Consider the following 24,151-nt stretch of genomic DNA (forward strand, 5'->3'; position numbering starts at 1 on the left):
GCCGTCCTTCGTGCTCCGTCCTGATCGGCTGACCGACAAGGGTTCGTTCAGAACGGCTTCGGCCGACCGGGACCGAATGGCCGCACAGCAGGAATTGAACTGCTGAAATAGCCCACAGTGATAGTTCTGCTACAAGATTACATGTCTCGACGTCGAATTCGTCCTGTTCGGTAAACGTGAGATTTCACTCACACACGCCGGACGGGACCGCAATACGTGGCCGGACGAGATCGCTTCGGCCCGATACCGGGCGCACGGAGAATGCGAGCGATGATCCACGCCTCAAATGCAAATTTTGACAAGCCTGAAAAGTCCTATTTTGGTTGAGAATACCCATAGAAGTGACGAAATTGTTCCAGGAGAGGGTACTTCACAGTCATCATGCGACACCTATGGTTGTTCCGGACGCGATGACATCAAGGATTCCGGGCGAAAGCAGCGGCAGTACGCTTTGCGCACCGCTGCCCGAGCGGAAATCCGGCACACGGATCCTGTCGTTACGCGGTGCCCGCCGATCTCCTGTCGGAATACCGGTCGATCCCGGCCTTCGACAGCACCGATCACCGTTTTCGCTTTTTCCAGACCGGCCAAGGAGCACGCCTGACGTGAAACTTCACCGTGACGAACTGACCCCGCAGATGCAGGAGTACACGCGGTTCGACGACCGTGGCGAGACCCGCTACCTGCCGTACCTCATGTATTTCCACCGGGCCGACTACAGGTCCTCCGTCATCAACACCGACCGTGCGGGATTTCGTGTCTCACACGGTCCGGGCGGAGAGACCGCCTCGGCCGCCGGGACCATGCCCGCAGGTCCGGTACGTCTGATCTCCGGCAGCTCCACCGTGCTCGGGATCGGGGCCACCAGTGACGCGACCACCCTCGCCTCCCAGTTGTGGCGCAAGCACGCCCCCTCCGCCCCGTGGCTCAATTTCGGCGGGCGCTGCTACAACTCGACGCAGGAGCTGCTGCTCTTCACTCTCTATCGCCATCTGCTGCCCGAGATCGACGAGATCGTCGTCTTCTCGGGGCTCAACGACCTGACCGTCGGACGGCTTCCCGAATGGCAGCAGGGCGACCACGGCGCTTTCTGGTTCTGCGGTGAGTACTTCGAGAAGATGGAGGAACTTCGCGAGAGCAACCGCAAGAGCTCCGGCCGGATTCTCGGCCGCCGCTCCGAACGCCGCCGCACCATCTCCACGCACGACGACGTACGCCGGGACATCTCCGCCGTCATCGACTCCGCGGCCGGCCTGACGCTCCGTCACCTCGACAGCTGGCAGCGGCTGGCCGGTCCGACGACGCGGCTGATGTACGTGCTCCAGCCGATGGCGCTGTGGATGCGCGACCGGCATGCCCCGCAGGAGCAGCTGCTCTTCGACGAGATCGACCAGATCTCCAAGCTGGGCACCTGGGAAGCGCTGTACGGCGACATCTCCAGGAAGGAGGTCGCCCAGGCCTTCTCCGAGAAGCTGCGCGCCGGTTGCGAGAAGATCGGTGTCGGTTACGTCGACCTCAACCCGATCGTCGCCGAGGCCGTCACCGAGAAAGACTGGGTCTTCGTGGATCGGGCGCACTACACCGACCACGGCTACGACCTCGTCGCCCGCATCATGGCCGAGACCCTCGATCTCACCTGATCTTCCGGCCCCTCCCTTTCCCGCTTCCTCCCGAATCCCGAGATCAGGTCGTCTCATCATGGCTTTTCTGCGCAAGCTCGTGACCAAGGTGTTCCGGCGCCCGAAGCGCACCGGCCGCAAGAACGACGCGTCCATCTACCCCATGTTCTGAACCGCTCCCCCGGGGAGAAGCCGGCCACGAGAACAAGCCCGGGCGTTCGCCGCGCCGACGTGCTCGGATCTCCGACGCGTCGGCGACCGCCGGCCGTAGAGGCGGCCGGACGGCTCGTGCGGAGACCGTGAGATCCGTGGTCCCGTGCCGCGGACCTGGGAGGGAGACGGTGCGGTATCGAGCACGAACGGCGATGCCGGTGACCACCGTGTCGGCGTGCCCTCCGATCATGACGCACCCGTGCACCGCTGTCGTGATCGGCGCGAGCATCGGCGGCCTGCTGGCCGCCCGGGCCCTGACCGAACGGTACGCGAAGGTCGTTCTCGTCGATCGCGACCCGCTGCCGGACGAGGTCGCCGCCCGCCGCGGTGTGCCGCAGGGACGGCAGCTGCACATCCTGCTGGCCCGCGGCAGGCAGGCGTTCGAGGAGCTGCTGCCGGGCCTGTCGGACGAGCTGACCCGCCTCGGGGTCCCGCTGATCGATCTTCACGACGAGGTCCACTGGTACCTGATGCGCCGGGCGCCGTCGGAGCTGAGAGCCTTCGGGATCAGCCGGCCGCTGCTGGAGCACGCGGTCCGGAACCGGGTCGCGGCACTGCCCGGGGTGAGCATCCTGTCGGGGTACGAGGCGGTCGGCCTCACCGTGGCGCACGGCTCACGACGGGTCGACGGGGTGCGGGTCCGGCCCCGCACCACCGGGACGAGCGAGCGGGTCACAGAACCGGACAGCGAGCCGGTCGGTGAGTCGGTCATCGGCGCCGACCTGGTCGTGGACGCCGCCGGACGGGCCTCGCGGACGCCGGTGTGGCTGCGCGAGCTGGGATACGAGTGCGCCCCGGAGGAGCAGGTACGCGTCGACATCACCTACGTCACCCGCAACTACCGGCGCGAGTCCCACCACCTCGACGGGCCGTCGGGGGTCCTGACCAACGCCGTCCCGGCCCTGCCGCGCACCGGGATCGTGGCCGCCCAGGAGGAGGGCCGCTTCGCCGTGGTCCTGGCCGGCATGCTGGGCGAGGAGCCGCCCACCGACGACGAAGGGCTGGCGCGCTACGCCACCGGCCTGGCCGCGCCGCAGGTCGGCGAGGTCGTGCGGTCGGCGGTGCCGCTGGACGCGCCGGTGAAGATGCGCTTCCCGGCCAGCACACGACGCCGCTACGAGCGGCTGCGGAGCTTTCCCGGCGGCTACCTCGTGACGGGCGACGCCTTGTGCAGCTTCAACCCCCTCTACGGCCAGGGCATGACGGTCGCCGCGCTGGAGGCGCTGCTGCTGGCCGACCTGCTCCCCCGCGGCACGCGAGACCGGCACCGGCGACCGGGACGTGCGCCCCCCGGCCGGGTGACCGGCCTTCTCAGCGCGGTCGTGCCAGCGTCGCGGGGCGGACGGCGTCCGCGCCGAAGCGGGCGCGTGCCCGGTCCGCGGCCTGCTCGATGCGGCGCCGCCTGTCGTCGCCCGGATCCAGGACGAGCTGCCGTACGGCGTGCTCCTCGTCCATGAGCCGCTCGGCGCGCACGGCGACGGCGCGGACACGGGCACGCTGGAGCCCGAGCCGGGCGTGCAGGTCGTAGGCGCAGGCGGCGAGGGCGGGCGTGTGCGCGGTGGGCTCGTCCAGGGTGCGCGAGCGATGGGTGCTCGTGCCGTCGGCGTAGGTGACGCTCAGCGCGAGCCGCGTGGCGACCTGCCGGGTCGTGCGCAGCCGCAGGCCGAGCCGTTCGGCGAGGTCCAGCAGGGCTCGCCGGTGCGCGCCCGGATCGAGCTCGTCACGGGGGAAGCCGTGCGCGCAGCCCGTCGACGCGGGCGGGGCCGCGGGACGAACGGGCCGGGGGTCATGGCCCCGGGCGCGCTCGGACAGCGTCAGCGCGGCGGCACTGCCGAGGATGCGCTGCAGGGTGTGCGGGGGCACCCGGAGGAGGTCGCCGACGCAGCGGATGCCGTAGCCCGCCAGGGTGCCGGCCGTCGCGGGGCCCACGCCGGGCAGGTCGGCCACCGGCCGTGGGCCGAGGAAGGCGGCGACGGCCTCGGGCTCGGGCGCGATGACGGTGACGTCGCCGGGGGCGGTGGCGGCGGCCGCCATGGCGGCGATCATGGGGGTGCATCCCGCGCCTATCGTGGCCCGCAGGCCGACATGGGCGGCCAGGCGCAGGCGTACCAGGTGGGCCAGGTCCTGACGTCCGGCCTCGGCGTCGAAGTACCTGTGGGCGCCCGTGACGTCGAGGTCGGCGGCATCGGGCGGCAGGGCCTGGACGAGCGGGGTCACGTCGCCGAGCAGCGTGAGCGCCGTCTCGTAGAGGTGCCGGTCACCGGGGCCGATGCCGTGCAGGTGGACGCGAAGGATGCTCCGGGGCGCGGGCACGTCGCTCACCCCGCGGACCCGGGACCGCGGTGCGCGAGGCGCCGCAGGTCCGCCGAGCGGCTCCCCGCGACCTGCAGATCGCTCCACGGGTGAAGGCGGGCACCGGCCGTCCCGTCGGGCAGGGTCCGCCCGGCGGGTGCCGCGGTGCCGTCGTGCGCGGGGGTGGGCGCGGGCTCGGTGCGGCCGAGGAGTTCCAGGGCGGCCTGCGGGCCCGCGTCCCGGCGGGCCGCCGCCACTTCCTCGAGGTCCCAGGCCGCCTGGCCGACCACCGTGCGGCGGTCGCCGCGGCGCGCGACCGTGCCGCGGACCAGCAACAGCCCGGAATGGAAGATCGTCCTTGCGCATGCCGGGTGGCCGTGGTCGAAGAAGACCAGGTCGACCATGCCCGAGTCGTCCTCCAGCGTCACGAAGATCACGCGTTTTCCCGACGGGACGGGCGGGGTCTGGGTGGCGGCGCGCACGCCGGCGACGAGCACCGGCCGTCCGGCGTGCATCGCCTGCAGGTGCCGGGCGTCGGTGGCGCCGAGCTCGGCGAGCAGGCGGTGATGGTGGGTGAGCAGATGACGGCTGACGTCGGCGGACAACACGTCCAGTTCGGCGCCCAGGCTCTCGCGGGCGGTCATCTCCGCCAGCCCGCTCGCCCGGGCACCGTCGAGCTCGTCGCCGAGCGGCAACTGACCGTCGGTGCTCGTGCCGGTGCTCGTGCCGGTACCGTGGCGGCGGTGGCGGTGCAGTTCGGCGGCCTGGAGCAGCAGGTCGCGTCTGCTCGCCTCGCCGCGCAGGGCGTCGAGGGCGCCGATCCGGATGAGGCGCCGGGCCAGCGGCAGGGACGGGCGGGCCCGCAGCCACAGGTCCCGCAGCGAGACGAAGGGCCGCCCTCCGGCGATGCGGGCGCTCTCGGGAGCGGTGATGCCGCGCACCATGGACAGGGCCAGCCGTACGCCCCAGCCGTCGCCCGTCCTCTCCACGCCGTGGAACGGGAGGGAGGCGTTGACGTCGACCGGCAGAATCGGGACGCCGTGGCGCCGGGCGTCGTGGACCAGGACGCGAGGCGCCCACATCCCGGGGTCGTGCTCGAACAGGCCCGCGTAGAAGGCCGCCGGGTGGTGGGCCTTGAGCCAGGCCGACTGCACCGCGGGCACCGCGAACGCGACCGCGTGCGCCCGGCAGAAGCCGTAGGAGCCGAACTCACGGACGATCGCCCAGACCTCCTCGGTGACGGCCCGGCCGTAGCCGCGCTCGGCCGCGCGGGTGCGGAACCAGGTCTCGACCCTGGCGAGACGCCCGGGGTCGGCGAGGGCACGGCGGGCGACGTCGGCGGCCGCGCGGTCGCAGCCGGTCATCACGGCCAGGATCGCGATGATCTGCTCGTGCCAGATGACCACCCCGTAGGTGTCGTCCACGATCGGCTTCAGGTCGGGGTGGGGGCAGTGCGGCGGCTCATGACCGTGGCGTGCGGCGATGAACCGGGCGGGCATCCCACCGGCGACCGGGCCCGGCCGGAACAGCGAGATGTCGGCGATGACGTCCCGCATGGTCCGCGGCTGCAGCCGGGCGATCAGATCCCGCTGCCCCGGGCTCTCGAGCTGGAAGCAGCCCAGCACCGATCCTCGGCGGATCAGCTCGAAGGTCGCCTCGTCGCCGAGGTCGACGTGGCCGGGGTCGTCCAGGTCGATGTGCCGGCCGGTGGTACGGCGGATCTCGGCGACGGCGTGCGCCATGGCCGACTGCATCCGCACCCCCAGGACGTCCAGCTTCAGCAGGCCCAGGTCCTCGACGTCGTGCTTGTCGGCCTGGACGGTCGGGTACGCGCCGCCCGGGGCGGGCTGCACCGCCAGCCGGTCCAGCAGGCCGGCGCTGGAGAGGATCACCCCGCACGGGTGCATGGCGAACCCGCGCGGCAGCGCGTCCAGGCCCTCCGCGAGCCTCCACAGCGGCCCGAACCGGGCCGCCTCGGCGGCGAGGTGGCGCAGCTCGGGCAGCTCGGCGAGGCAGGCGCGGATGTCACCGGCGCGGATGCGGGGGAACGACGCGGCGATCCGGTCGATCGTCCGGGGGCCGATCCCGAGGGCCAGGCCGGCATCGCGCAGGGCGTGGCGGGCCCGGTAGGTCTCGACCGTCCCGGTGACCGCCACCCGCTCGGGCCCGAACCGCTCGAAGATCTTGTCGTAGACGTCCAGGCGGCGCGCGGACTCCACGTCGAGGTCGATGTCCGGCAGCGTGGTGCGCCGCTCGGACAGGAACCTCTCGAACAACAGCCCGTGCTCGAGCGGGTTGGCGGTCGCGACGAACAGCGCGTGGTTGACCATGGATCCGGCCCCTGAGCCGCGGGCCGCGACCCGCACGCCGAGGGCTCGCGTGTCGGCCACCACCTGCGCGACCGCCAGGAAGTACGCCTCGTGGCGCAGCGTGGCGATGACGCCCAGCTCGTACTCCAGCCGCTTCACGGCCCGCGGGTTGCCGTCGAGGCCGCGGGCGGTCATGCCCGCCGCGCACCGCTGCCGCAGCAGCCGCATCCCGTCCCCCGCGCCGGTGCCGGCGCCCACGACGTAAGGCTCGGGAAGGTGCGGGCGTCCGAGGCCGAGATCGCGTACCGGGTCCACGGCGCACTGCCGGGCGGCCCGCGCCGTCTCCTCGATCAGCCGGCGTCCCCGGCCTGCGGCGGCGCTCGCGCACGCGGCCACCCGCTCGGCGACCTCGGCCATCTCGGCGCCGGACTTCAGGTACCGCTCCCCCGGATCCAGCCGGCCCGCCCGGAACGGGATGGGCCGCAGCAGCCGGGCGGCGTCCAGCACGTCGGCGAGCCGGTGCTGTTCGCGCCGCTCGTAGCGGACCGCGTTCGTCGCCACGACCGGTATGCCGAGCCGGTCGCCGAGCGTGAGCGTGTGCGCCGCCAGTCGCAACGAGCCCGCTCCCAGACCCGGCAGCCCGTACGTGACCACCTCCAGCCACAGGCCCTCGCCGGCGACCTCCCGCCACGGCGCCAGGAGCCTCTCGGCGATGTCGGGCCGTCCCGCCGTGAGCGCGCGCACGGGCTCCGAGGCCGGGCGAGCAGCACCGACAGGTCCCGGCCCACGTGCTCGCGCAGAGCGTCCCAGGAGGCGAGGGGGAAGCCGCCGGCCGGGCTCGCGTGCGCGGCGGAGACCAGGCGGCACAGCCGCCCCCACCCGGCGGCGGAGCGGGCCAGCAGGGTGATCCGCAACGGCGGTTCCGTCACCCGGGCGCCACCGCGGACCGGTGTACGGGCCCGGCGTGCCGTCGCGGGCGCGGGGATCTGCGCGGCGACGGCGAGGTCCACGCCGAAGATCGGGCGCACCCCGGCCCTCATGCACGCCTTCGCGTGGCGGACGGCGCCGGTCACCGTGTCCCGGTCGGTCAGCGCGAGCGCCTCCATGCCGAGATCCGCCGCGGCGCGTACCAGGTCCTGCGGGTGGGAGGCCCCGTAGCGGGCGGAGAACCCGGACGCGACGTGGAGATGCACGAACCCGTTCCCCGGCATGAGTCCTCCCGGTGTGACGGCGGGCCCGGGGAGCACATCCCGCATCGAATACGTGTTCGATCAGTATGTGCCGCCCGTCACCGGAACACGCCGTCCGACACGCCGCGAAAGTCCGGATTTCCGGTACACGTCCGTCGTGGGTCCGGGCCGGGACCCGTCACCGGGGCCGACGCCTCCCGGGGACCCTGCCGTTCGCCCGCTTCACGCGACGGGGCCGGCGCGAGAGGAGGCCGGCGGCCGTTCCGCGGCCGATGTCCCACGCTCACGGGAGGTGACGCCCGGTGTGGCCCCGCCGCGCCGGGCACGGGACGGGTACGAGGAGCGCTCGAAACCATACATTCACCTCACTGACACACATCATTGACATCACTGACAGCGAGTTCTAGGCTGCGGTCGAATCGATTCGACCCGACGTCGGACATCCTGGTTTTCACGCCGTTCGCGCCACCAGCACCCCCACGAAGCCGTTCCACTCACCGTGCACGCAGCACCCATGAGTGAGGAGAGTCCACGATGAACATCGCCGACATCGTCCGCCGGATCCGGCCGCGACGTCCCACGACACCACCCCCGGCCCGTCCGCCCCGCCCCCGCGCGCCCGAGGAGCCGGGTGCGGACGTCACGTCCGGCAGGCGGCACGGGGGCCGCCGCGCGATCGCCGCCTTTCTCGCCGTCGGCGCCCTCGTCGCGGGCCCCGTCGTGACGTCCGCGACCCCGGCCCAGGCCGCCGACCAGTCCATCGCCGTCGACTTCTCCGCCGGTGGCGGCACTCCCACCTACCGGGCCTCCGGCTGGATCTACGGCATGACCGAGAACGCGTCGGGCCCGCCCGACCGGTTCTTCACCGACGTGAAGTTCCGGTACATGCGGGCCGGTGGGGCACAGCTCGACGGCCCGGGGGGCTGGGTGTCGGGCAAGTACGACCGCCGGTGGAACGCCACCCGCGCCCAGCTGCTGCGCACCCGGTCACTGGGCGGGGAGTTCATCCTGCTCGTCCACGACCTGTGGGGCGCCGACGGCCACCCGATCTCGCGCTTCCCCGGCGACAACGGCAACTGGACGGACTACGACGCCTTCCTCACCCGCCTGATCGGCGACGTGCGGGCCACCGGCGTCCCGGTGCAGTGGGACCTGTGGAACGAGCCCAACATCACGCTGTTCTGGAACCGTCCCCAGTCCCAGTACCTCGAACTGTGGCGGCGCACCTACCAGCGAATCCGGGCCGCGTTCCCGGCGCATCTCATCGTCGGACCGAGCTGCGCGTGCGTGCCGTCCACCGGCCACGCCTTCTGGAACCAGTACCTGGACTACGTCAAGGCCAACAACGTGGTGCCCGACATCATCAGCTGGCATTCGCTGCCGGGCGACCCGGTGGCCAACGTGGCGGCGGCCGACACCACGCTGAACTCCCGCGGCATCGCGCACCCGCGGCCCTACCAGATCAACGAGTACGGGGCGCCCGACGAGCAGAACCCCGCCGACGGGGCCTGGTACATCGCCCGCCTGGAGCGGGCCGGCGCCGACGGCCTGCGCGCCAACTGGGCGGGAGGGGGCAACCTGCACAACGACCTCGGCAACCTGCTCGTGCGCGACTCCGCGGGCCGGTACCAGCCGAAGGGCGAATGGTGGGCCTACCGCTTCTACGGCTCGCAGACCGGGCAGATCGTGTCCGTCACCCCCAGCGCCTCGTACGACGCGTTCGCCACCAAGGCCGCCGGGACGGCCAAGATCCTGGTCGGCGGCGGCTCCACGACCGGCAACATCGCCGTCGGCCTGCGGCGCCTGGACGCCACGAGCGGCATCGTGGAGAACAACCGGGTGCGGGTCGTCGCCGAGCGCATCCCCTACAACGGCGGCGGCGCCGTCACGGCTCCGGTCACCGTCCAGAACTCCGTGGTGACCCTGTCCGGCAACGGCACGACGGTCAACCTGCCGCACACCGCCGTCGACGACTCCTACACCATCACGCTGCTGCCCCCCTCCTCCGACCCCGGCGGCGGGCCGACGTCGGTGCTGCGCAACGTCAACGCCGGCCGGTGCCTGGACGTGCCCGGCGCGACCACCGCCAACGGCACCCAGCTCCAGCTGTGGGACTGCGGAGGCGCCACCAACCAGCAGTGGACCCTGACCCCGGCCAAGCAGCTGCAGGTGTACGGCGGCAAGTGCCTGGACGCCTACGGCCAGGGCACCGCCAACGGCACCCGGGTGATCATCTGGGACTGCAACGGCGGCGCCAACCAGCAGTGGAACGTCAACGCCGACGGCACGATCACCGGGGTGCAGTCCGGCCTGTGCCTGGAGGCGAGCAACTTCGGGACCGCCAACGGCACCAAGGCACAACTGTGGTCCTGCACCGGCACGAGCAGCCAGAGATGGACCAGGAGCTGACCCGACGTACGCGGGGACGGCGCAGTGCTCGGGGTCAGGCGGGGCCGACGCGGGGACGCGCCGGCCCCGTCGACTCGCGCAGCGAGATCGGCGGGGCGGTGAGCAGCTGGCGGTGCGGCAGGCCGGGGTCGGCGATGCGCTGGATGAGCAGGTCGACGGCCTGCGCGCCCAGCTCGTCGGCCAGGATGTCGGCCGCGGTGAGCGGTGGGTGCAGGTTCTCCGCCCAGTGCCGGGCGGCGACCCCGGTGAGCGAGAAGTCGCCGGGCACCGCGAGACGGGCGTGCGCCAGCGCGCGGTGCATGCCGGGCAGGGCGGCCTCGTTGATGGTGGCGATGGCGGTCAGCTCGGGGTGGGTGACCAGGAGCTTCTCGACGCAGGCCCGTCCCGCCTGGGCGTCGTCGGCGCAGCAGACCTGCACGCCCTCCAGGCCGCGCTCGGCGACGGCGCGGCTGAAGCCGAGCTGCGCCCGGTGACCGGGGCCGTACCCGGCGGCGACCAGCTCGGCCGAGCGGTTGACCAGGGCGATGTGACGATGGCCCAGGTCCGCCAGATGGCCTGCACAGCGGGCTATCAGCGTCTCGTAGTCGATGTCCACCCAGGTCATCTCGTCGGGCCGGCTGGTGTGGCCGATGCCGACGAACGGCAGCCCGACCTCCGTCAGGCGGGTGACCCGGTCGTCCTCCAGCCGGATCTCCATGAGGACGACCCCGTCGACGCGGGCTCCGGTGACCACGCGCTCGAACGAGCGGTCGTGCTCCCCCCCGGAGGGCGAGAGCAGCACGTCGAGGTCGGCGCGTGCGGCGGCGTCGACCACGCTGGCCACGAAGCCCAGCTGGACGTCGGTGAGGCGCTGGCTGGCCGGGGGGATGACCAGCCCGATGGTGCGTGTCCTGCCCTCCTTGAGCGCTCTGGCCGCGGCGTTGGGGCGGTAGCCGAGCTCGTCGATGACCGTCTGGATCCGCCGCCGGGTCGCCTCCGCCACCGGCCGTTTGCCGCTCAACGCGTACGACACCGTGCTGCGGGACACACCCGACCGCCTGGCGATCTCTCCGATGTTCACCGGCACTCCTCAGCGGACGTGGCTACGACGCTCTCCCATGGTAGAGGGAACCGGTTCGCCCGGAGCATCAGGATCCGGCCTGAAGAACGACCCCGCGGGCGAGGAGATCCCGGATGACCCATTGACGCGCCAGCGACATCGCCTTAGGTTCAGTCGAACCGATTCGATAAACGGATCCGGCACCTAGCGGAAACAGGCGCGTGACACCGGCCGACGAAGGCCGGCACGGCGCGAACGACGAACGCCCCCATCCCCCGCCCCCGAAAGGACGGCCGGAGCCATGTCAGCATCGAAATCAGCGGGATCGAGCAGGCGCACCCTCGGCGCGGGTCTGGCCCTTCTGGCCGCCGGCTGCCTGGCCGGCTGTTCGACCACCTCCCCCACCTCCGGCGCCACGGGAGACCCCGGCCGGGCGGGCGGCGGGACGTACACCGTCTGGGACCCCTATCCGCAGTACGACGGGACCTCCGACTGGGTGAGGCTGCTGGACACCTGCGGCACCCAGGCCGGTGTGACGATCGAACGCACGGGCTACGACACCACCGACCTGACCAACAAGGCGCTGCTCGCCGCGCAGCAGGGCACCGCCCCCGACGTGCTCGTCGTCGACAACCCGGTGGTGTCGACGCTCGCCGAGGCCGGCGTGCTCACCACCACCGCGGAGAACAAGATCGACATCTCGGCGATCTCGCCCAACCTCCTCGCGGCCGGGCAGAGCGGCGGCGACACCTACGGCGTCCCGATCGGCGCCAACACCCTGGCGCTGTACTACAACAAGGCGGTGCTCGACAGGGCGGGGGTGGACATCGCCTCCGTCACGGACTGGGCCTCGCTGACCGCGGCCCTGGAGAAGGTCAAGGCGGCGGGCAGGAAGGGCATCACGTTCTCCGCCATCGGCACCGAAGAGGGCAGCTTCCAGTTCCTGCCCTGGTTCTGGGGCTCGGGCGCGCAGCTCACCGAACTCGACTCGCCGCAGGGCGTGTCGGCGGTGGCGCTGTGGACCGGCTGGCTGAAGAAGGGGCTCGCCCCGAACTCGGTCATCAACAACACGCAGACCACCAGCTGGCAGGAGTTCGCCACCGGCGAGTACGCCTTCGCCGAGAACGGCACCTGGCAACTGGCCGGCGCCAAGGAGACCGGCTTCGCGTACGGCGTCATCCCGGTGCCGGCCAAGGACGGCGGGACCGCGGCGGCGCCCACGGGCGGTGAGTTCGTCAGCGTCCCCGTCCAGCAGGACACGGCGCGCTACGCCACCTCGCAGAAGCTGGTGACGTGCCTGACCGGCACCGACAACTCCTTCGCCACGGCGACGGCGCTGTCGTACATCGCCCCCACCGAGCAGGTCCAGACCCGGCAGAGCAGCGAGAACCCCGAGCTCGCGGTGTGGGTCAAGGCCGTCAAGGCGGCCAAGGGCCGTACCGGCGACGACCTCGGCACTAGGTATCCGAAGATCTCCGAACCGCTGTGGGGCGCGGTGCAGGCGGCGCTGAGCGGGGCCAAGACCCCCGAGCGGGCGATGGCCGACGCGCAGGCCGCGGCGGCGGCCGCGATCCGGTAAGGCCCGCGCCATGAGCCGAATCGCGCAGGCCCCCACCCCGGCCCCTGCCGGCGCCGGTCCCGCACCGGACGGGCCGGGCCGCCGGAGAGCGGCCCCGCGGAGGCCGGACCGGTGGGCGGCACGGGCCTTCCTGGTACCGATCGTCGCCTACCTGCTGCTGTTCTACGCCTATCCCCTGTTCCGCAACGTGGAGCTGAGCCTGCGCGACTACACGGTGCGCTCGTTCGTCCGGGGTGACGCGCCCTTCACCGGGTTCGCCAACTACCTCGAAGTGATCGGGGACGCCACGTTCGGGCCCGCGCTGTGGCAGACCGTGGTGTTCACCGTGGTGTCACTGGCCTTCCAGTTCACCGTCGGTCTCGCCCTGGCCCTGTTCTTCGTCACGCACTTCCCGTTGTCGGCCACGTTGCGCGCCCTGTTCCTGGTGCCGTGGCTGCTCCCGCTGATCGTGTCGTCCTCGACCTGGGCCTGGATGCTCAACAGCGACTCCGGCGTGGTCAACGCGGTGCTCGGCGCGTTCGGTGCCGGCCCGGTCAACTGGCTGACCTCACCGGACTGGTCGCTGTGGTCGGTGATCGCCGCCAACATCTGGATCGGTGTCCCGTTCAACCTGGTGATCCTCTACTCCGGGCTCCAGTCGATCAGCCCCTCCGTCCACGAGGCCGCCGCCCTGGACGGCGCGTCGGGCCCGCAGCGGTTCTGGAACGTGACCCTCCCCCTGCTGCGGCCGGTCTCGGCGATCACTCTGCTGCTCGGGCTGGTCTACACGCTGAAGGTGTTCGACATCATCTGGATCATGACCAAGGGCGGGCCGAGCGGCTCCTCCACGACCCTGTCCACCTGGTCCTACCGGCTGGGTTTCGGGAACCAGGTGCCGGCCTTCGGCCCGGGAGCCGCGGTCGGCAACATCCTGATCGCGACGGCGCTGGTCTTCGGGTTGCTCTACATCCGCCTCCAGCGAAGGCAGGACCCCTCATGAGATCCCCGCGCCGCTGGTGGAAGACCGCGACCGGGCTCGCGCTGACCGGCGTGATGCTGTTCCCGGTCTACTGGATGATCAACGTGTCGCTCACCCGGGACCGCGACATGCGCAGGAGCCCGCCGTCGTGGTTCCCCGTGGACGCCACCCTGGACGGCTACCGCGCGGTCCTCGACCAGCAGCTTCCCTACCTGGGCGTCAGCCTGGTCGTCGGGCTGGGGACGGTGCTGCTGACCCTGGCGGTCGCGGCCCCGGCGGCGTACTCGCTGGCCAAGCTGCGCCCGCGCGGCGGTGGCGCGCTGAGCTTCGCGCTGCTGATCGCCCAGATGATCCCCGGGATCGTCATGGCGATGGGCTTCTACGCCATGTACCTCAACCTCGGCGTGCTCGACACGCTCCCCGGGCTGATCGTGGCCGACTCCACCCTCGCGGTCCCCTTCGCCGTCCTCGTCCTCACCACGTTCATGTCCGGCATCCCGCACGAACTCCTCCAGGCCGCCCGGGTCGACGGCGCCGGAGCCGCGCGCACCTTCTGGTCGATCGTCCTGCCGGTCAGCCGCAACGCGATCATCACGGTGTCGCTGTTCGCGTTCCTGTGGGCGTGGTCGGACTTCGTCTTCGCCGGCACGCTGGACAGCGGAGGAGACCACCAGCCGATCACCCTGGGCATCTACCGCTACATCGGCAACAACAACCAGCAGTGGAACGCGATCATGGCCACCGCCGTCGTCGCGTCGATACCCGCGGTCGCACTCCTCGTCGTCGCACAGCGCTACGTCACCGCCGGCGTGACCGCGGGCGCCGTCAAGAACTGACCGGGCTCCACCGCACGAAAGGACCATCCCTTCATGACCGCCGCCGTCACCGGCCCGGTGTTCTCCCTGCGGGAGATCCCGTTCAGCTTCCGCGGCTCCTGGTTCGGCTTCTCGCCGGTCGTCGGCGAGAACACCTACGCCCGGGACGTCCACCTGGTCTCCCACCAGACCGGCATGCACCCCGTCCTGCGGCTGGTCCCCAGCGCCGACGGCATCGTCACCGCCACCCCGCACCGGCTCACCTGGGACTGCGCCCCGGGGCGGATCGACCTCGCCTACGAGGACACCGACACCGTGCGGGTGCGCGGGCACGGGGTCGACCTGCGGCTGCTGGCCGCCGACCCGGTCCTGACGCCGTTCAGCGGCCCCTACTTCTTCCGCGACCCCCGGGACGGGTCCGCGGTCTTCACCGTCTACCAGACCGGGCGCCGCTACCGCGTCACGCTCCTGGCCGGGCGGATCACCGAACACCTGGGCGCGCAGGAACTCGGCACCGTCGAGCGGGGCGTCGTGGTCACCGGGGACCGGGACGTGTGGGAGATCGCCATCGAGGAGTTCGAGACCGCCCGCGCCCCGTACACCGGCGGGCGCGACTTCGAGCAGGTGGCCGGCGCGGCCCGGCGCGACTACGAGGACTACCTCGGCGCCGTGGCCCCCTGGCGCGACGACCGCACCCCCGCCGCCGAACTCGCCGCCTACGTGCTGTGGTCGGCCACCGTACGCCCGGCGGGGTTCGTCACCCGCACCGCGGTGCTGATGTCCAAGCACTGGATGGACAAGGTGTGGAGCTGGGACCACTGCTTCAACGCCATCGCCCTCGCCGAGGGCCTGCCCGCGCTGGCCTGGGACCAGTTCCACCTGCCCTTCGACCACCAGGAGGCCACCGGCGCGCTGCCCGACTCGATCACCCACTCGGAGGTCCTGTACAACTTCGTCAAGCCCCCCATCCACGGCTGGGTCCTGCGCCACCTCCCGCCGCTGCCGGCACCGGAACGAGCCGGCGTCTACCGCCTGCTCGAACGGTGGACCACCTTCTGGCTCACCGCCCGGCGCGTGCCCGGCCACGAACTGGCCCACTACCAGCACGGCAACGACAGCGGATGGGACAACGCGACCACGTTCGCGCCCGAACGCGTCGTCGAGACGGCCGACCTGGCGTCGTTCCTGATCCTCCAGATGCGCACGCTCGCCCGCCTGGCGGGCGACCTCTCCCTGCCCGGTGAGGCGGTCCGCTGGTCGCGGGCGGCCGACCGGATGGGCGGGGCCATGCTCGACCGGCTGTGGCGCGGCGACCGCTTCGTCACCCGGAGCGCGAGTTCGCAGGAGACCTGGACCAGCAGCAGCCTGCTCGACCTGATGCCGATCGTGCTGGGCGAGGAGCTGCCCCGGCACGTCCGAACGGTCCTGGCCGCCAGGATCACGACCCATCTGACCGAGTACGGGCTCGCCACCGAACTGCCGGCCTCACCGCACTACCGGGACGACGGCTACTGGCGAGGCCCGATCTGGGCCCCCTCGACGGTCCTGATCGAGGACGGCCTGCGCCGGGCCGGTCAGACCGTCCTCGCCGACGAGATCAGCGCCCGGTTCCGCGCCCTGTGCGAGAAGTCGGGATTCGCGGAGAACTTCGACGCCCGCATCGGGACGGGCCTGCGCGACCGCGCCTACACCTGGACGGCCAGCGCGTATCTCATCCTGGCCGCCGCCCACCTGCGCCGCACGCCGTAGACCGGCCCGGCGCGGTCTCCCGGGCGGCGTCCATCGACTGCCCGCCCCTGAGCGAGCACCTGTCCCGCATCACCGTGACGTTCGCGACGCACACGACGAGTTCCGCGCGGCCACCGGGAATCCCGACGCGGTACGGGCCATGCTGGAGGACTACCGGGCCGGCCTCACCGTCGACCTGCGCCACGAGGAGGCCGACCGGGCCGGGCTCGATCCCCCGTCCGGCGCCTCCTTGATCGTCGGATCCGCCGTGCACCAGGCACTTCCGCTCGCGTAGGATGCGTTGTCCATGACCTCCTCGGGGACGCGCAGGCTTCGGAAGGACGCGGCGGAGAACGCCGAGCGGCTGATCGCCGCGGCCGTGCGTGCGGGGCTGGCCGAGGGCAGGTTCGTCCCGCTGGAGCAGATCGCGGCCGAGGCGGGAGTCGGGATCGGGACGCTCTACCGCCGCTACCCGAACCGGGAGGCGCTGCTGGAGGCGATGGCGGTCCGCGCCTACCGCCTGATCCTGGCCGAGGCCGAGGACGCGCTGAGCTCCGGCGGCACCGGCCACGACTCGATCAGCCGGTTCCTCCATCGGACCTTCGCCCATCGCGACGAACTGGTGCTCCCGCTCCACGGAGCGCCCATGACCGAGGGCACCGAGTCCGCCGAGCTGCGCGCGCGCATGCAGCAGACCATGGGCGCCATCCTCGAGCGCGGCCATCGGGACGGCTCGGTCCGCACGGACGTGACCGCGGGCACCGTGGTGCGCTTCGGGGCGATGCTCGCCCAGCCGATGTCGAACGTGCCCGGCTGGGCCGAGGCCGCCGCCGAGCTGCGCGCGGTGTTCCTGCGCGGCATCGCGCCCGATCGCGTCTAGCCCGGCGCGTCAGCTCCGGCGCGCGGGCCCCTGGCCGGACACCCATGCCGCGACGTCGCGCACGTCGGGGACGAGATGGCGCGTGAGGTCGAAGTCGGCCCGGTAGGCGGGGACGGTGGCGAACCACCGGAACATCGCCCGCATGTCCTCGTCGTCACCGAGCACGTCGATCGGCAGCCCTTCGTACCGCGCCGGCCGGCCGAGCCCGGACGCGACCCGCTCGGCCACCTGATCCATGGTGAGCTCGTCGCCGGCGAGTTCGACCGCCTCACCGTCGATCGCATCGGGGGCGATCAGCAGCCGCGCGGCGGCGCCGATGTCGCGAAGCCGCGGGCTCGCAGGGCACGTGCGCGCGTGCCCTCGGCGTCGCGGACCAGGGCTCGGACCGCCTGCTCCTGCGCGAGCAGGGCGTCCACCACGCCGCCGCCCTGCTGTCCGGTCGCACCGATCACGGCGACGGGCTGCTGAAGATCAGTCATGGGTCGTCCAATCCGAGAAGATGACAGCTTAACCGGAGGAAATCCTCCGTTATTCCCCTATGCTGGGCCCATGCCCGTCGACGCGGACTCGGACGGCCGCACCGCCGCCCTCGGGCCCGCCCGGATGATCCCACCCCGCACAGGCCGCCGACCTGGATCAACGCGCGTTACACACCGAGTCCGGGGGTCGAAGTGAGGGGGACGCCTTCCGGTCCCGTCGTACCCGCGTTTGCTTCGAGTTCGAAGCAGTGCTAGCTTCATCTCACCAAAGTGCTTCGAATCCGAAGCATAACTGCTCCGTCGAAGAAAGAAGCCCGCCATGAAGGCAGTGCGATTCCACGAGTACGGCGATGCCGGCGTCCTGCGCTACGAGGACGTGCCGCTCCCCGTCCCCGGCACCGGCGAGGTTCGCATCCGGGTCGCGGCCACGTCGTTCAACCCGGTCGACGCCGGCATCCGCGGCGGCGGCCTCCAGGGCCCCTTCCCGGTGACGCTTCCCCACACACCCGGCATCGACGTCGCCGGAACGGTCGACGCCCTCGGTGACGGCGTCGACACGGTGGCCGTCGGCGACCCGGTCGTCGGATTCCTCCCGATGATCGGCGACGGCGCGGCCGCCGAGTACGTCGTCGCACCCGCCGGGATCCTGGCGGCCGCGCCCTCGAACGTGCCGCTCGCCGACGCGGCCGCCCTGCCGCTGGTGGGCCTGACCGCATGGCAGGCACTGTTCGAGCTCGGCCGGCTCACCACCGGGCAACGCGTCCTCGTCACCGGCGCCGGAGGCGCCGTCGGCGCCTACGCGGTACAGCTGGCGAAGAACGCCGGCGCGTACGTCATCGCCACGGCCAGCCCGCGCAGCGCGGACCGGGTCCGGGCCGCGGGCGCCGACGAGATCCTCGACCACACCGCGACCGACGTGACGGACGCGGTGACCCTGCCGGTCGACCTCCTGCTCAACCTCGCACCGATCGAGCCCTCACAGCTCGCCGACCAGGTCGCCCTCGTACGGTCCGGCGGGACGGTGGTCAACACCACGGTGTGGATGCAGGCCCCGAGCGACGAGGCACGCCAGGTACGCGGGCTCAACCTCTACGTCCGCAGCGACGCGGAGCAGCTCGCCGGCCTCGTGGCGGCGGTCGACCGGGGCGAGCTTCACATCGACGTCAGCCGCCGCGTCCGGCTCGAGGACCTCCCGGCCTTCCACGCGGAAGCCGCGGCCGGCGCCGTGTCCGGCAAGGTCGTCGTCCTCGCGCCGGCCGCCTGACCCCCTCACGTCCCCATGCAGCGAAGCGCCCGGAAGGCGAAGCCGGAGCCGCCGGCGGACAGGACGTTCGGCTCCGGCCCGGTCATCCCGCCGTAGGTGCCGGTGGGGCGGGCAGCCGGACGACGACGCGGAGCCCGCCCGCGGGGCGCGGGACGACGGTGAGGGTTCCGTCGTGCACGTGCGCGACGCTCCTGACGATCGCCAGGCCGAGGCCGACGCCCGCGTGGTCGTCGCGGACCCGTCCGGTGCCGCGCTGGAACGGTTCGGTGAACGTCGCGACCGACCGCGGGGCGAGTCTCTCGCCGGTGTTCTCGACGGTGAGCACCACGGCCCCGGGACGGACGCCGGTCGTGACCCACGCGGTGCCCTGTCCGGCCAGGTTGTGCACGACGGCGTTGTGCACCAGGTTCGTCGTCATCTGCAGCAGCAGCGCCCGCGACCCGGCGGCCGGGGCGGTGTCACCGGAGACGTGGAGGGTGACGCCGCGTCTCCCGGCGAGCGGGAGCAGCGTCTCGGTGGCCTCCTCCGCGAGGAGGGACAGGTCGACGGGCTCCGGGGTGAAGGACCCCTGCTCGGCGCGGCTGAGCAGGAGCAGTGCCTCGGTGAGGTCGATCGCCCGGGCGTTGACGGCGTGAAGGCGGCCGACGAGTTCGCCGTGGTCCCGCGCCGGATCGTCGCGCGCCACGTCGAGAAGGGCCTGTGTGATCGCCAGCGGGGTGCGCAGTTCGTGGGAGGCGTTGGCCGCGAACCTCCGTTGTTCGGCGAGGTGCGCCTCGAGCCGTGCGAGCATGGCGTCGAAGGCGTCGGCGAGCTCGCGGAACTCGTCCCTCCGGCCTTCCAGGCGGATCCGGTGGGAGAGCGATCCGCTCGTGGCCACGCGGGTGGCCTCGGTGATGCGGGTCAGGGGCGCGAGCATGCGGCCGGCGAGGATCCACCCTCCCGCGAGACCGCACACCAGCAGGAACGCCAGCACGACGGCCGCGACCGAGGCGAACGAGCCCAGCAGGAGGGGGCGGTCGATCAGGAAGCTGCCGTTGGCGTGGATCGCGCGGCCGGGCAGGCCCTGCAGGACGTAGACCAGCGCGGTGGCGAGCGGCAGGGTGCCCGCGAGCATGAGGAACCCGGCGTAGCTGAGGGTGAGCCTGAGGCGGACGCTCGGCCCGGGCGCCCTATCCACGCTCCCCCGCCTCCCGCCCGGTGCCGGGTGCCGTGTCGATGCGGTAGCCGACACCGGCCACGGTGGCGATGATGCCGGGTTCGCCGAGCCGTTTGCGCAGTGCCGAGACCGTGATGCGCACGGCGTTGGTGAACGGGTCGGCGTTCTCGTCCCATGCCCGCGCCAGGAGTTCCTCGGCGCTGACGACACCGCCCTCGGCGGCGACGAGGACCTCGAGCACGGCGAACTGTTTCCTGGTGAGCGCGACGTAGCGGCCGTCGCGGTGGACCTCGCGGCGGAACGGGTCCAGCCGCAGGCCCGCGATCTCCCGTACGGGTGGTCTGTGGTGGGCGCGCCTGCGGTCGAGCGCTCTGAGACGGAGCACGAGCTCTCGCAGCGCGAACGGCTTGGTCAGGTAGTCGTCGGCGCCGAGCTCGAACCCGGAGGCCTTGTCGTCGAGCAGGTCGGCGGCGGTGAGCATGAGGATCGGCATGCCGCTGCCGGAGGCGACGATGCGCGCGGCGACCTCGTCGCCGGAGGGGCCGGGGATGTCGCGGTCGAGGACGGCGATGTCGTAGGCGTTGACGCTCAGCAGCTCCAGGGCGCTGTCACCGTCACCGGCGATGTCGGCGGCGATCGCCTCCAGGCGCAGGCCGTCGCGGACGGCCTCCGCCAGATAGGGCTCGTCCTCGACGATCAGCACCCGCATGCTCCCGACGTTACCGGCCGGACCGTATCGCCGGCATATCGAAAACCGCATACGCGCCGGCAACACCGCGCCGTCTTGGCTGGAGGCATGAACCGCAGCGAACCAGCGCGAACGACGACCGGCCGGATCCTCTGCCGTGTCCATGGACGACATGGATGACATGGACGACACCGCCTCACGTCCGCGTCTGCGTGCCGCGCTCGCCGTTCTGCTGAGCGCCTGCGCCCTGACGGTCGCCACGAGCCCCCCGGCCGGGGCCGACCCGGGCGACGGCGGCGACGTGCACGTCGCCCAGACGCTCGGGGACCGGGAGCTGACCGTCGTCCTGCGACGGGTCACCGGGGTGCCCGGCCCCCTCCACGTGGACGTGATCACGCATACGGGCACGCCCGCAGGCACCCTGGACCTCGCGGTGACGCCCACCGGGGTCTCCGCGTCCGCCTCCGCCGCCTCGGCCTCGGGCACGGTCGCGGACACCGCCGTGGTGACCCTGGGCGACCGGCCGCGGACCCACTCCGCCGTGCTGGACGTCACCCGGGCCGGTCCGTGGGAGCTGTCGCTCGGCGACGGGCACAGGGTCGCGACGATCCCCTTCGTCGTCCCGAAGCAGGCCACCTCTCCGGCGGAGACCGCCGCCTACCTGGGCTTCTCCGGCGCCGGAGCCCTCATCCTGGTCACCGTCCTGGTCGCCGTACGCGCGCGCCGCGGCCGGTGGACCCTGGTGCCGGCCTGCGGGCTCGTGGCCTGCCTGACCGTGGCGGTCACCGGCGCGCTCCTGTCGCCTCGGCTGCCGCCGCCGCCGTCCCAGGGCGGCCAGGTGGACGCCACCATCGACGGCGTCGACGATCCCTACGCCGCCGCAGCCGGGCGGCCGGCCGGCGACCACTCGCGCCCGCCCGCCACGCTGCTGCTGTCGTCCTCCACGGACCGAGCCGGCGAGGTCGCCGAGCTGCGGCTGACCCTGTCGGACGCCGCCACCGGCCTGCCCGCGGACGACGTCGTCGTCCACGACGGGGCGCTGATGCACCTGCTGGTCATCGGCCCCTCGGGACGGTTGTGGCACCTGCATCCCGTACGGACCGGGCCGGGCGTGTTCGAGGTCTCCCTGTCGCTGTCCGAGGCGGGCCACTACGCGGTCTCCGCCGAGTTCGCCCGCCGTGGCGGCGGCGTCCAGCAGCTGCGCTCCGCCACCGGCATCGACGCGGTGCCCGGTCCCGGCGCCGGCGCACCGGCCACGGCCGGTGACGCCCCGGTGCGGGCGGGGACCGGCGTGCGGACCGTGGCCGGGGTCGAGGTGCGGCTGACCGTGTCGCCGCCGGTGGCGGGCGAGGCCACCGTCCTGACCGCCCGCGTGGGGGACACGGCGACCCTGCAGCCCTGGCTCGGCATGCTCGGCCACCTGGTGGTCGTCGGCCCGCTCTCCCCCTCGGCGGCGGCGGTGGGGACGGTGGGGGAACAGACGCAGAAGGCCCAGCTGTGGGCCCATTCCCACTCCATGGGCGCGCTGCCGGCCGGTGCCCGCGACGCGAGCGGGACGCCGGGGACACCGCACGCGGGGGCACACGCGGGGGCGCACGCGCCGCCGGGACCGTCCTCCGTCTCCTCCCCGCAGAAGCACCTGATGAGCGGCCCGGCCTCCGCCGACGGCGTCGCCGACGAGACCGTCGCCGCCTACGGCCCCGACATCACCTTCGTCCACACCTTCCCGGCCGCCGGCCACTACCGGGTGTGGATCCAGGCCCAGCGTGACGACACGATCCTGACCGTCCCCTACCTGCTCCACGTCGCCGGTGCGGAGCAGGCCCCGTGAGCCTCTCCGGCCTGCGGATCCTGGTGGCCGCGACGATCGTGGCGGCGATCCTGCTCACCGCGCTGTCGGTTCACGCCCTGCGGGAGCCGTGGCCGGGCGGGACGCGGCCCGCGTCCGGCTCCGCCCCGCGGGGCGCGGTGACCCTCACGGGCGGCACGGCCCGGCACGTGGTGACCCTGACGGTCTCCGCTCCGTCACCGGGGTCACCGCGGTCGACGTCCGGCTCGAACCGCGCGACGCGGCCGTGCGGCCGCCACCGGCCGTCACGGTCTCCGCGGTGCTGCCCACGGCGGGCCACGCGGTACCCGGACTTCCCGCCGTACGCGTCTCCGGCGACGTCCACCACGTGGACGGCCTTCCGCTGATGATGCCCGGCCGGTGGGAGTTCCTGGTCACCGTGGACGGCGACGGCCCTCGTGAGCGGCTCGTCTTCCCGCTCACGGTCTCCCCCTGACCCACCCCTTCGCGAGAGAGGCATGTCCGATGGATCCTGTTCCCGTGTCCGTGCCGGCCGGTCCGGGCGGGCCCTCCCCGTCCGGCCGGCCACCGTCCGGTACGGCCGGCGTGGCCGGCGTGGCCGGCGTGGCCGATGTGGCCGGCGCGTACACCGTGCTGGCCGGAACGCTGTTGTCGACGGCCGGCCTCGGCTGGGACGTGCAGTGGCACATCGAGGTCGGCCCGGACACCTTCTTCACCCTGCCCCACCTGATCCTGTACTCCGGCAGCGCCGTCGCCGGCATCGCCGGCCTGGTGATGGTGCTGCGCGCCACCTTCGCCCAGCGGGCCGGGCGCCCCGCCGACCCGGCCGCGGGCGGCGGCCCGGTCCGGGTTCTCGGCGGCACGTTCACCGCGCCCCTGGGATACCTCGTCGCCGGGACGGGCGCCGCGTCGTTCCTGCTCTACGGCCTGTTCGACCTGTGGTGGCACTCCCTGTACGGTTTCGACGCCGTACTGGACTCCCCACCGCACGTCGCCCTGTTCGTCTCCATCAGCCTGACCATGGTCGGCGGCGTCATCGTCTTCTCCGCCGCCCGAGCACGGCTCTGGGGGCGGATCGGCCTCGTCGCCGGCATCGCCGTGCTGATGACGTTCACCCCGATCATCACGTCCGCCTTCCGGAGGCTGCCCCTTCCCGTCGACCCCGGCCTCGCGGGCACCGTCTTCTTCGCCGTCTGCTTCGTGCTCCTGGGAGCGATCACCCTGCGTCGCCCGCGCGTGGCCCTGTCCATCGCGGTCGTCCTCGGCGTCCTGCAGCTGTTCCTCTGGTCGTTCTCGCCGTGGGCCACGAGGGTCTACGCGGACCACGTCGGCCTGCCGCTGCGGGACAACCTCCCGGACATGGCGCCCCAGCTCCCGGCCGGCATCCCGATGTTCATGCTCGCCGCGGCCCTGGTGATCGAGGGGTTGCTCCGGCTGGGGCGCGGGCGGGGCTGGTCGGCCCGTCGGCTGCCGCAGCTGGCCGGCGCCGCCGGCGGCGTGGTGGTGAGCCTGTCCATGCTCGTCCAGGCGTCGATGCTCCGCCCCGGGGCCGGTGGAGGGCCGATGGGCCGGGCCACCACGTCGGCGACCGCGGTGCCGGCCGCGGTGCCGGCCGCGGTGCTCCTCGGGCTGGTGTGCGGTGCCCTGGCCGGTTACCTCGCGGCCCGCTTCGCCGTACTGCTGCGTCTCAACGCCCCCGCCGCCGACCAGGAAGGCCGCTGAC

At 72.6% G+C, this 24,151-nt stretch carries 19 protein-coding genes and 1 pseudogene; 12 read left to right on the forward strand and 8 right to left on the reverse strand.

Translation table 11 applies throughout. The features are described 5' to 3' along the window. The first annotated feature begins 605 nt into the window (after positions 1-605). Positions 606-1,640, forward strand: coding sequence for a hypothetical protein (locus tag ACIBCT_RS22840; protein ID WP_399191575.1), 1,035 nt, complete (start codon positions 606-608; stop codon positions 1,638-1,640). 1,503 nt (positions 1,641-3,143) lie between these two features. Here the strand turns inward: ACIBCT_RS22840 and ACIBCT_RS22845 are convergent. The 3 genes and pseudogenes from ACIBCT_RS22845 to ACIBCT_RS22855 all read right to left on the reverse strand — a co-directional run. Then, on the reverse strand, positions 3,144-4,154 hold the full coding sequence (locus ACIBCT_RS22845; protein ID WP_399191577.1) for a DNA polymerase thumb domain-containing protein: 1,011 nt from the start codon (positions 4,152-4,154) through the stop codon (positions 3,144-3,146). After that, positions 4,151-7,177 (reverse strand): DNA polymerase III subunit alpha, encoded by a 3,027-nt coding sequence (locus ACIBCT_RS22850; protein ID WP_399191579.1) that lies wholly within the window; start codon positions 7,175-7,177, stop codon positions 4,151-4,153. The genes ACIBCT_RS22845 and ACIBCT_RS22850 overlap by 4 nt, the downstream gene beginning before the upstream one ends. A 32-nt stretch (positions 7,178-7,209) precedes the next feature. Continuing rightward, positions 7,210-7,689, reverse strand: a pseudogene (locus tag ACIBCT_RS22855) (PHP domain-containing protein); the annotation flags it as partial. 468 nt (positions 7,690-8,157) lie between these two features. On the opposite strand from ACIBCT_RS22855, the gene ACIBCT_RS22860 reads away from it, so the two are divergent. Further along, entirely contained in the window at positions 8,158-10,032 is a 1,875-nt protein-coding gene (locus ACIBCT_RS22860; RefSeq protein WP_399191581.1) for a ricin-type beta-trefoil lectin domain protein, read from the forward strand. A 34-nt stretch (positions 10,033-10,066) separates the two neighbouring features. On the opposite strand, the gene ACIBCT_RS22865 is transcribed toward ACIBCT_RS22860, so the two are convergent. Next, on the reverse strand, positions 10,067-11,092 hold the full coding sequence (locus ACIBCT_RS22865) for a LacI family DNA-binding transcriptional regulator (RefSeq protein ID WP_399191583.1): 1,026 nt from the start codon (positions 11,090-11,092) through the stop codon (positions 10,067-10,069). Between the two features lie 280 nt (positions 11,093-11,372). Between ACIBCT_RS22865 and ACIBCT_RS22870 the strand changes: the two genes are divergently transcribed. The 6 genes from ACIBCT_RS22870 (at position 11,373) to ACIBCT_RS22895 (ending at position 17,031) form a co-directional block, all read left to right on the forward strand. Beyond that, positions 11,373-12,650 (forward strand): extracellular solute-binding protein, encoded by a 1,278-nt coding sequence (locus tag ACIBCT_RS22870; RefSeq protein WP_399191585.1) that lies wholly within the window; start codon positions 11,373-11,375, stop codon positions 12,648-12,650. A gap of 10 nt (positions 12,651-12,660) precedes the next feature. Next, on the forward strand, positions 12,661-13,629 hold the full coding sequence (locus ACIBCT_RS22875; protein ID WP_399191587.1) for a carbohydrate ABC transporter permease: 969 nt from the start codon (positions 12,661-12,663) through the stop codon (positions 13,627-13,629). After that, the gene (locus ACIBCT_RS22880; RefSeq protein WP_399191589.1) at positions 13,626-14,444 is read left to right on the forward strand and encodes a carbohydrate ABC transporter permease; all 819 of its coding nucleotides are present in this window, start codon (positions 13,626-13,628) and stop codon (positions 14,442-14,444) included. Before ACIBCT_RS22875 ends, ACIBCT_RS22880 begins: the two co-directional genes overlap by 4 nt. Positions 14,445-14,477: 33 nt before the next feature. Then, complete coding sequence (locus tag ACIBCT_RS22885; RefSeq protein WP_399191591.1) at positions 14,478-16,172, forward strand: amylo-alpha-1,6-glucosidase; 1,695 nt, start codon at positions 14,478-14,480, stop codon at positions 16,170-16,172. A gap of 139 nt (positions 16,173-16,311) precedes the next feature. Continuing rightward, positions 16,312-16,446, forward strand: coding sequence for a hypothetical protein (locus ACIBCT_RS22890; RefSeq protein WP_399191593.1), 135 nt, complete (start codon positions 16,312-16,314; stop codon positions 16,444-16,446). Between the two features lie 12 nt (positions 16,447-16,458). After that, the gene (locus ACIBCT_RS22895) at positions 16,459-17,031 is read left to right on the forward strand and encodes a TetR/AcrR family transcriptional regulator (RefSeq protein WP_399191595.1); all 573 of its coding nucleotides are present in this window, start codon (positions 16,459-16,461) and stop codon (positions 17,029-17,031) included. A 9-nt stretch (positions 17,032-17,040) separates the two neighbouring features. On the opposite strand, the gene ACIBCT_RS22900 is transcribed toward ACIBCT_RS22895, so the two are convergent. Continuing rightward, entirely contained in the window at positions 17,041-17,268 is a 228-nt protein-coding gene (locus tag ACIBCT_RS22900; RefSeq protein ID WP_399191597.1) for a hypothetical protein, read from the reverse strand. Between the two features lie 56 nt (positions 17,269-17,324). Further along, positions 17,325-17,510, reverse strand: a complete 186-nt coding sequence (locus ACIBCT_RS22905) for an NmrA family NAD(P)-binding protein (RefSeq protein WP_399191599.1) — start codon at positions 17,508-17,510, stop codon at positions 17,325-17,327. 319 nt (positions 17,511-17,829) lie between these two features. Between ACIBCT_RS22905 and ACIBCT_RS22910 the strand changes: the two genes are divergently transcribed. After that, positions 17,830-18,774, forward strand: coding sequence for an NADP-dependent oxidoreductase (locus tag ACIBCT_RS22910; RefSeq protein ID WP_399191601.1), 945 nt, complete (start codon positions 17,830-17,832; stop codon positions 18,772-18,774). Between the two features lie 82 nt (positions 18,775-18,856). Here the strand turns inward: ACIBCT_RS22910 and ACIBCT_RS22915 are convergent, their stop codons facing one another. Together ACIBCT_RS22915 and ACIBCT_RS22920 are read right to left on the reverse strand one after the other, a co-directional pair. Next, positions 18,857-19,951 (reverse strand): sensor histidine kinase, encoded by a 1,095-nt coding sequence (locus ACIBCT_RS22915; RefSeq protein ID WP_399191603.1) that lies wholly within the window; start codon positions 19,949-19,951, stop codon positions 18,857-18,859. Then, positions 19,944-20,639, reverse strand: coding sequence for a response regulator transcription factor (locus ACIBCT_RS22920; protein WP_399191605.1), 696 nt, complete (start codon positions 20,637-20,639; stop codon positions 19,944-19,946). The genes ACIBCT_RS22915 and ACIBCT_RS22920 overlap by 8 nt, the downstream gene beginning before the upstream one ends. A 142-nt stretch (positions 20,640-20,781) precedes the next feature. On the opposite strand from ACIBCT_RS22920, the gene ACIBCT_RS22925 reads away from it, so the two are divergent. The 3 genes from ACIBCT_RS22925 (at position 20,782) to ACIBCT_RS22935 (ending at position 24,150) form a co-directional block, all read left to right on the forward strand. After that, positions 20,782-22,449 carry a hypothetical protein gene (locus ACIBCT_RS22925; protein WP_399191607.1) on the forward strand — a complete coding sequence of 556 codons (1,668 nt, stop codon included), beginning with the start codon at positions 20,782-20,784 and terminating at the stop codon, positions 22,447-22,449. Between the two features lie 88 nt (positions 22,450-22,537). Next, positions 22,538-22,903 (forward strand): hypothetical protein, encoded by a 366-nt coding sequence (locus ACIBCT_RS22930; RefSeq protein ID WP_399191609.1) that lies wholly within the window; start codon positions 22,538-22,540, stop codon positions 22,901-22,903. Between the two features lie 44 nt (positions 22,904-22,947). Continuing rightward, a complete protein-coding gene (locus ACIBCT_RS22935) occupies positions 22,948-24,150 on the forward strand; it encodes a hypothetical protein (RefSeq protein ID WP_399191611.1) in 1,203 nt (400 codons plus the stop codon). The last annotated feature ends 1 nt before the right edge of the window (position 24,151 follow it).

The organism is Streptosporangium sp. NPDC050855 (assembly GCF_044456585.1).
Taxonomy (GTDB): Bacteria; Actinomycetota; Actinomycetes; order Streptosporangiales; family Streptosporangiaceae; genus Streptosporangium; species Streptosporangium longisporum.